8 protein-coding genes are annotated in these 7,785 nt (G+C 33.3%); 1 reads left to right on the plus strand and 7 read right to left on the minus strand.

The genetic code is table 11. From position 1 onward, the window contains the following. Positions 1-122 precede the first annotated feature (122 nt). On the minus strand, positions 123-1,778 hold the full coding sequence (locus tag B8T70_RS22785; protein ID WP_086896347.1) for a M1 family metallopeptidase: 1,656 nt from the start codon (positions 1,776-1,778) through the stop codon (positions 123-125). A 176-nt stretch (positions 1,779-1,954) separates the two neighbouring features. Between B8T70_RS22785 and B8T70_RS22790 the strand changes: the two genes are divergently transcribed. Further along, positions 1,955-2,653 carry a carbohydrate-binding family 9-like protein gene (locus B8T70_RS22790; protein ID WP_086896340.1) on the plus strand — a complete coding sequence of 233 codons (699 nt, stop codon included), beginning with the start codon at positions 1,955-1,957 and terminating at the stop codon, positions 2,651-2,653. Between the two features lie 125 nt (positions 2,654-2,778). Here the strand turns inward: B8T70_RS22790 and hisIE are convergent, their stop codons facing one another. From hisIE to hisB, 6 genes are all read right to left on the minus strand, one after another. Continuing rightward, positions 2,779-3,378, minus strand: a complete 600-nt coding sequence (hisIE, locus tag B8T70_RS22795; protein WP_086896341.1) for a bifunctional phosphoribosyl-AMP cyclohydrolase/phosphoribosyl-ATP diphosphatase HisIE — start codon at positions 3,376-3,378, stop codon at positions 2,779-2,781. 24 nt (positions 3,379-3,402) lie between these two features. Beyond that, a complete protein-coding gene (locus B8T70_RS22800; RefSeq protein ID WP_086896342.1) occupies positions 3,403-3,969 on the minus strand; it encodes an STM3941 family protein in 567 nt (188 codons plus the stop codon). Positions 3,970-3,997: 28 nt separating this feature from the next. Next, positions 3,998-4,753, minus strand: coding sequence for an imidazole glycerol phosphate synthase subunit HisF (gene hisF, locus B8T70_RS22805; RefSeq protein WP_086896343.1), 756 nt, complete (start codon positions 4,751-4,753; stop codon positions 3,998-4,000). 81 nt (positions 4,754-4,834) lie between these two features. After that, positions 4,835-5,578, minus strand: coding sequence for a 1-(5-phosphoribosyl)-5-[(5-phosphoribosylamino)methylideneamino]imidazole-4-carboxamide isomerase (gene hisA, locus B8T70_RS22810; protein ID WP_086896344.1), 744 nt, complete (start codon positions 5,576-5,578; stop codon positions 4,835-4,837). Between the two features lie 61 nt (positions 5,579-5,639). Next, positions 5,640-6,236, minus strand: a complete 597-nt coding sequence (gene hisH, locus B8T70_RS22815) for an imidazole glycerol phosphate synthase subunit HisH (RefSeq protein ID WP_086896345.1) — start codon at positions 6,234-6,236, stop codon at positions 5,640-5,642. A gap of 55 nt (positions 6,237-6,291) precedes the next feature. Continuing rightward, entirely contained in the window at positions 6,292-7,428 is a 1,137-nt protein-coding gene (hisB, locus tag B8T70_RS22820; protein WP_086896346.1) for a bifunctional histidinol-phosphatase/imidazoleglycerol-phosphate dehydratase HisB, read from the minus strand. Positions 7,429-7,785: the final 357 nt, after the last annotated feature.

The following is a 7,785-nucleotide window of genomic DNA, read 5'->3' on the forward strand; positions in this document are numbered from 1 at the left end:
ATAACATAATTAATTTGTAAGTTTTATAACAAATAATAGCTTTATAGTAAAAAATCTTGAATTATTCTCAATAAAAAAAAGCTTCCAATTTGGAAGCCTTTGTATAGGTTTTATGCAAGTTCTTATTTTGTAATATTAAGTTCGGCAACATAAAAATTGATATCTAATTTTAAATCTGTTTTTCCAGATGCTACTTTTAGATTACTCCATTCGGCAACTGGTTTTAGCCAAGTTTCAACACCGTTTAGAGTAACTTTTATTGGCATATTAAATCCTGCCACTGCATTTGACCAACGATATGTTAAATGCTCTCCTTTAAAGTAATACTCTAATGTTGGAATCATCGTTGTTCTTAAATATTGATTAAATACTGGAGTTAAGTTTATTCCAGCTTCTTTACTCATATAATCTTCTATTTGTTGTGTTGTAACTGTTTGGTGATAAAATGTAGCATTTAATCCTCTTAAAATAGCTCTCCATTTTTCATCATTATTTACTAACTGACGTATTGTATGCAACATATTGGCTCCTTTCTGGTACATATCGCCAGAACCTTCATTGTTTACCTCATAATTACCAATGATTGGTTTGTCGTTACGGATAACTTTTCGGCAACCTCTTACATATTCTGCACCAGCATCTTTACCATAATAATATTCTACAAACAGACTTTCTGAATAGTTGGTAAAACTTTCGTGAACCCACATATCTGCAATGTCTTTATAGGTAATATTATTAGCAAACCATTCGTGTCCTGATTCGTGAATAATGATAAAATCAAATTTTAATCCCCAACCTGTTCCGCTTAAATCACGTCCCAGATAACCATTTTTATATTCATTACCATAAGTTACACTACTTTGGTGTTCCATTCCTAAATAAGGAGCTTCTACCAGTTTATAACTGTCTTCGTAAAAAGGATAAGGACCAAACCAGTGCTCAAAGGCTTTAAGCATTCTTGGTGCGTCTTTAAATTGTATTTTAGCTTTTTCTAAGTTTTCTCTTAAAACATAATAGTTACAATCCAGATCGCCTTTTTCTCCTTTATATTTTTCCGAGAAATTAACGTAATCTCCAACATTTATATTTACTCCGTAATTATTAATAGGGTTTGCAACGTACCAGTTATACGTTTTTGTACCGTCTTTTAATTTTTTCACACTTTGCAAACGACCATTAGAAACATCCATTAAATGTCCGGGAACGTTTACACTAATAAGCATATTTTCGACTTCATCATACATGTGATCTTTACAAGGCCACCAAACGCTAGCGCCTAATCCTTGGCATGATGAGGCGATAAAATCATTGCCTTTACTATCTTTTTTCCAAGTAATTCCTCCATCCCATGGTGGTCTTACTGCAACTTTTGGTTTACCTCCAAAAAATACTTTTATTTCTTTTACTTCGCCAACTTTTTGGCTTGCCGTTAATTGAACAAAAAAAGCATTCCCTTCTCTTTCAAATTTTAATTCTTTACCATCCTGGATAACTTTGTAGATATCCATTGGTTTTTGCAAATCGATTTGCATTTTGTTGTAATCCTGCAAAACGGTATATCGTATAGTATTTGATCCCGTAATCGTACTATCTTTTGGATTTACTTTTACATCTAAATGATAGTATTTTAAATCCCACCAAGCTCTCTCTTTGGTAATACTACCGCGTAAGGTATCTTGTCTTGTAAAGGCAGTTTCGGACTTATTGAGAAGCCCTTGTGCACTTGCGTAATTAAAAACAAATGCTGCGAAAAAGATAACGCTAAAACATTTTTTCATGAATTTCAGTTTTTGGATAATAGATAATTTTCTGGTATTAATTTTTATTTCAACAAATGTAACTAATCGAATTAAATTCGTGATAGTTTTCATTTTTAAAATTATTGAAATATTTAACTATTGTTATCTAAATTTTCTTGCTTATTTTAGCAAGATACAAAGCTATAATCCTCGTTATGAAGCTCTCCCATTTATTTTATTTTGTAGTATTTCATTTTTCATTTTTATCTTATTCTCAAAATATTCCTATTCATCGAATAACGAATGCTATTACTATCGATGGTGATTTATCCGATTGGAACACTCCTTTTATTGGCCCATTTGTTATACATGATTCTGGAGTAAAAGCGACTCAGGAAACGTATGTTTCTCTTTCTTGGGATAATGAAAACTTATATTTGGGGTATAAGAGTAAAGATTCCAAAATTATTGGCTCGGCTATAAATCATGATACTCAAATATTTAACACCGATGATTTGGTTGAGTTATTTCTGGATCCCGATGGAGATTCTGAAAACTATATCGAGATTGGTGTTAATGCTTTTTCAAGCAATTATGATATGATTATTCATTGTATTTCACCCTCTTGCGGTGGCTGGGACACCGATATTTCATTAGATATTACTGGGCTAAAAACCGCCAGTAAAATTAACAAAGACGGTTATGATACCGAAATCATGATTCCGTTTTCTAGCTTAACTGCTGTTAAAGATGCAGGTTTTACTATTCCTGTAGTTGGTACAAAATGGAAAGGAAATCTTTTTAGAATCGATTATGGTAATGAAACCGAATATCAGGCAATTTCCCCTTATGACGGCTCACAATTTGGATTTCATCAGCCTGATCAGTTTAAGGTTTTTGAATTTATGGAGTAAGGCTAAAGGCACTAAGGTTCTGAGGCGCAAAGGGACAAAAGTTTTCCGTAGAGGCGCACCGCAGTGCGTCTTAGAGACCTTTGTCAAAGTTTGAACTTTGACAAAGGTTGCTGTTCCCTAATAATCTACTTCTGACGTTTTTTTAATACTTCTACAACATCTTCTATCTGGAAACCTTTGGCTTGTAGTAATATTAGATAGTGAAAAAGTAAATCGGCACTTTCGCTCAGGAATAAATCATCATTATCGTCTTTGGCTTCGATAACCACTTCTATGGCTTCTTCCCCTACTTTTTGGGCAATTTTGTTAATGCCTAATTTAAATAAGGAAGCAACATAACTTTTCTCAGAATCGGCGTTTTCTCTTCTTGATTTAATTGTATCCTCAAGATCCGAAATAAATCCGTAATTAGTTTTATTTTCTTCTTGCCAGCAAGTGTCTGCACCTGTATGACAGGTTGGTCCTTCGGGTTGTACCTGTATTAAAAGTGTATCGTTATCGCAGTCGTTTTTGATACTTTTTAAGTGCAAAAAGTTACCGCTCTCCTCGCCTTTTGTCCACAATCGTTTTTTGGTACGGCTGTAGAATGTAACTTTTTGAGTTTCGATTGTTTTTTGATACGCTTCTTCGTTCATGTAACCAAGCATTAACACGTTTTTGGTTTCGCTATCCTGGATTATTGCCGGAATTAATCTGTCGCTATTTTTTAAGAAATCTATTTTCATTTTTTTATTTAAAGATTAAAAAATTTAAGAATTTAAAGATGATTTAATTTCATTAGCTTGAAATTCTTCAAATTTCTGTGTTATATTATATTTCAGTTCGATAAAAGGAATTTTAAGTCCATTCGCAGAAATACTTACTGGCGAACCGGATTCTTTAAAGTTCATTTTAAGCATTTTTCTTTTAATCGAATTAGTTTCTTTATTAATATAATCTTCTGGATTTTTAAGATAAATGGTAACAAATTTTTGAGTTATAACTGCTCGTTCGGCAACAGCCATAACATCTGACCATGGTATTCTTCCTATTGAAACTCCCGAAGAATTATCGACTATTCCCATATTATCAATAATAACTCCCGGTTTTTTGTCTAATATTTTTTTTGTGAAGAAATATATGCCGCCCAATCCCATTAAACTACCTAAAACAGAGGCTGTATTTTTTATAATTAAATTATTAAAAATCGGATTACTTACTTCGGGTTGATACAATAATATCCAAAGGCTTGCAACTAAAAATAGGATTGAAAAAAATAATAATTTTATCAATTTACCTTTACTCATTGCAATTTCTATTTTGTCTTTGTTCTGCATATATTGGTTTGTGTTATAAATATTTCACTTAAAGCCTTACTTCAATATTGTTATTTTTAAGTTCTTGTTTTAAAGCTTTTATTTCAATTTCTTTAAAATGAAAAACGCTTGCCGCCAATGCTGCGTCGGCTTTCCCGACTTTAAAAGTATCTACAAAATGCTGGATGTTTCCTGCTCCTCCTGATGCTATTATCGGGATATTTACCAATTCTGAAAGTTTAGCCAAAGCTTCGTTTGCAAATCCGTTTTTAGTTCCGTCATTATCCATTGAGGTAAACAAGATTTCGCCTGCACCACGTTGGGCAACTTCTACAGCCCAATCAAAAAGGTTTAATTCAGTAGGAACTTTTCCGCCTACTAAATGCACAATCCATTGATCCTTAATTTGTTTTGCATCTATAGCCACAACCACACATTGGCTTCCGAATTTTTGTGCTAAGTCATTAATTAACTGCGGATTTTTTACTGCAGAAGAATTAATAGAAACTTTATCTGCACCATTATTCAGCAAAATTTCAACATCTTCAACAGATGAGATTCCACCACCTACGGTAAACGGAATATTTATTGTCGAAGCTACTTTTCGAACTAAATCAACTAAGGTTTTGCGTCTTTCTTCGGTTGCCGAAATATCTAAAAAAACCAATTCATCAGCACCTTCGTCTGAATATATTTTGGCTAATTCCACTGGATCTCCCGCGTCACGTAAATCTACAAAATTTACACCTTTTACAGTTCTTCCGTTTTTTATATCAAGGCAAGGGATTATTCTTTTTGTTAACATTTATCTAATGTGTTAATTAGAGAATTTGTCAATTAGATAATTATTTCACAAAGCATAAAATTATCTAATTATCAAATTATCTCATTTGCTAATTATATAGTTCTCTAGTTGTTTTAAGGAAATTCTTCCTTCGTAAATTGCTTTTCCTATAATTGTTCCTTCACAACCTAATTCGGCTAGTTTTGGTAATTCGTCAAAGGTTGAAATTCCACCAGATGCGATTAGTTTTATTCCAACTCCACTCGATATAGCGTTGCAATTCTCTAAAATCTTAGCATACAAATCAAAACTTGGACCTTCAAGCATTCCGTCTTTGGCTATATCGGTGCATATTACGTACTGGATTCCTTTACTTTGATACTCTTGAATAAATGGAATCAAATCTTCATTAGAATCTTCTAGCCAACCCGAAACAGCTACTTTTTCGTTATTAGCATCAGCTCCAAGAATTATTTTATCAGAACCGTATTCGGCAATCCATTTTTCGAATATTTCTCTGTTTTTTACTGCGATACTTCCACCAGTAATTTGGTTTGCACCGCTTTCGAAAGCAATTTTTAAATCAGCATCGGATTTTAATCCTCCTCCAAAATCAATTTTTAAACTTGTTTTTGTAGCAATCTCTTCCAGAATCTTATAATTCACAATTCGGCTGGATTTTGCACCATCTAAATCTACTAAATGTAGGTATTCTATTCCGTGTGCTTCAAACGATTTGGCTACTTCTAGCGGATTTTCATTGTAAATAATCTTAGTATTGTAATCGCCCTTGGATAAGCGAACACATTTTCCCTCGATGATATCTATGGCTGGTATTATTCTCATGTTTTTTTATTAAAAGATTTAAAAATTTAATAATTTAAAGATTGTTGGATTTTTTCAATATTTAAATTATTAAATCATTCAATTTTAAGAAATTCGACAAAATCTGTTCTCCAATATCACCGCTTTTTTCAGGGTGAAATTGGGTTCCGTAAAAATTATTTTTCTGTAAAGCCGATGCGTATTCTACTTCATAATTTGTTGTAGCGATTGCTTCTTTGCAAAGTGGCGCGTAAAAACTATGCACTAAATACATATACTCGTTTTCATTAACCCCTGTAAACAAAGGCGATTGCAAATTATAAATATTATTCCAGCCCATTTGTGGCACTTTTACCGAAGGGGTGAATTTTATTACATCGACATCAAATATTTCCAAACCTTTGGTATTTCCTTCTTCAGATGATTTGCACATTAACTGCATTCCCAAACAAATACCTAAAACGGGCTGTTTTAAATTTGGAATCAAATTATTTAAGCCGCTCTCAATTAATTTTTCCATTGCCGAACTTGCTTCGCCAACTCCGGGGAAAATAACTTTATCTGCCGCTTGTATTTCGTCAGGATTATTACTCAAAGTAGCCTTAAATCCTAATCTTTCGATTGCGAACATGATACTTTGTATGTTTCCTGCACCGTAATTTATAATTACTATTTTCATTAAAAAAGCTTTATGCTTTAAGCTTTAAGCCTTATGCTTACTGCCTATTGCGTTTTTACAACATTCCTTTTGTAGATGGTAAAATCATTTTCTCGGTATCTCTTTTTACGGCAACTTTTATTGCTTTCGCGAAAGCTTTAAAAATCGCTTCAATTTTATGATGCTCGTTTGTTCCTTCGGCTTTGATATTAATATTTGCTTTGGCACCATCCGAGAATGATTTAAAGAAATGAAAAAACATTTCAGTCGGCATTTTCCCTACCATTTCACGTTTAAATTCAGTTTCCCAAACCAACCAGTTTCTTCCTCCAAAATCTATAGCAACTTGCGATAAACAGTCATCCATTGGTAAGCAAAATCCATAACGCTCGATTCCTAATTTGTTTCCTAATGCTTTGGCAAAAACTTCACCCAGAGCAATTGCAGTATCTTCGATTGTATGGTGCTCATCGACTTCGAGATCTCCTTTTACGAGAATTTCAAGATCCATTTGTCCGTGACGTGCAATTTGATCCAGCATATGGTCAAAAAATGCAATTCCAGTTTCGATTTTGCTTTTTCCAGTTCCGTCAAGATTCAGATTAATATAAATATCAGTTTCATTGGTTTTACGGGTGATTGTAGCCGAGCGTGCTTCTAGCTTCAAAAATTCGTAAATAGTCTTCCAATCGGTGGTTTGTAGTGCAATAACAGGATCTAATTCTTCTCTTTTTGAAGCTACTTCTGTGCTTCCCAATCCTTCATCGGTATTGATAAAAATAGCTTTAGAACCTAGGTTTTTAGCCAATTCTACATCTGTTAAACGATCTCCTAACACAAATGAATTTACCAGATCATATTCTGGATTATCAAGATATTGAGTAAGCATTCCCGTTCTTGGTTTGCGCGTTATTGCGTTCTCATGCGGGAAAGTTTTATCTATAAAAACAGCTTTAAAAGTAACTCCTTCGTTCTCAAACGCCTTCATAATAAAATTATGTATTGGCCAGAATGAATCTTCAGGATGAGAATCAGTTCCTAATCCGTCTTGGTTAGTTACCATTACTAACTCATAATCTAATTCATTGGCAATTTTAGCCAGATATTGAAACGCTTTTGGATAAAATTCCAGTTTATCAAAACTATCCAGTTGGTAATCTGCTGGTTCAAGAACCATCGTTCCGTCACGGTCTATAAAAAGTACTTTTTTCATGGTTTATATTTTTTTTGCCACTGATTTCAAGGATTAAGAAGATTTCTTTTAGTTAGGAGAAACTTTAATAATCCGTTTAATCTGTGAAATTCAATCTAACTCTTTGCGAAAGGAACGCGGATTATGCGGATTCGCTATCGCGAAAACACGATCCCGAAGCGTCGGGACGGATTTTATTTTTGATTGTTTTTAAATCAGTTTTAATCCGCGGCTTTACTTTTGTAAATCCGTATCATCCGCGTCCCTTTATAGATAATCTAAGTTAGCAACTCTTTCTCAAAGTCCTAAAAAATCTGTGGCCTGTTTTTTAGTTTAATAGCTTCAACGCTTCAATTAATTTTTTATTTTCAGCTTCAG

This window comes from Flavobacterium sp. AJR (assembly GCF_002156885.1).
Taxonomy (GTDB): Bacteria; Bacteroidota; Bacteroidia; order Flavobacteriales; family Flavobacteriaceae; genus Flavobacterium.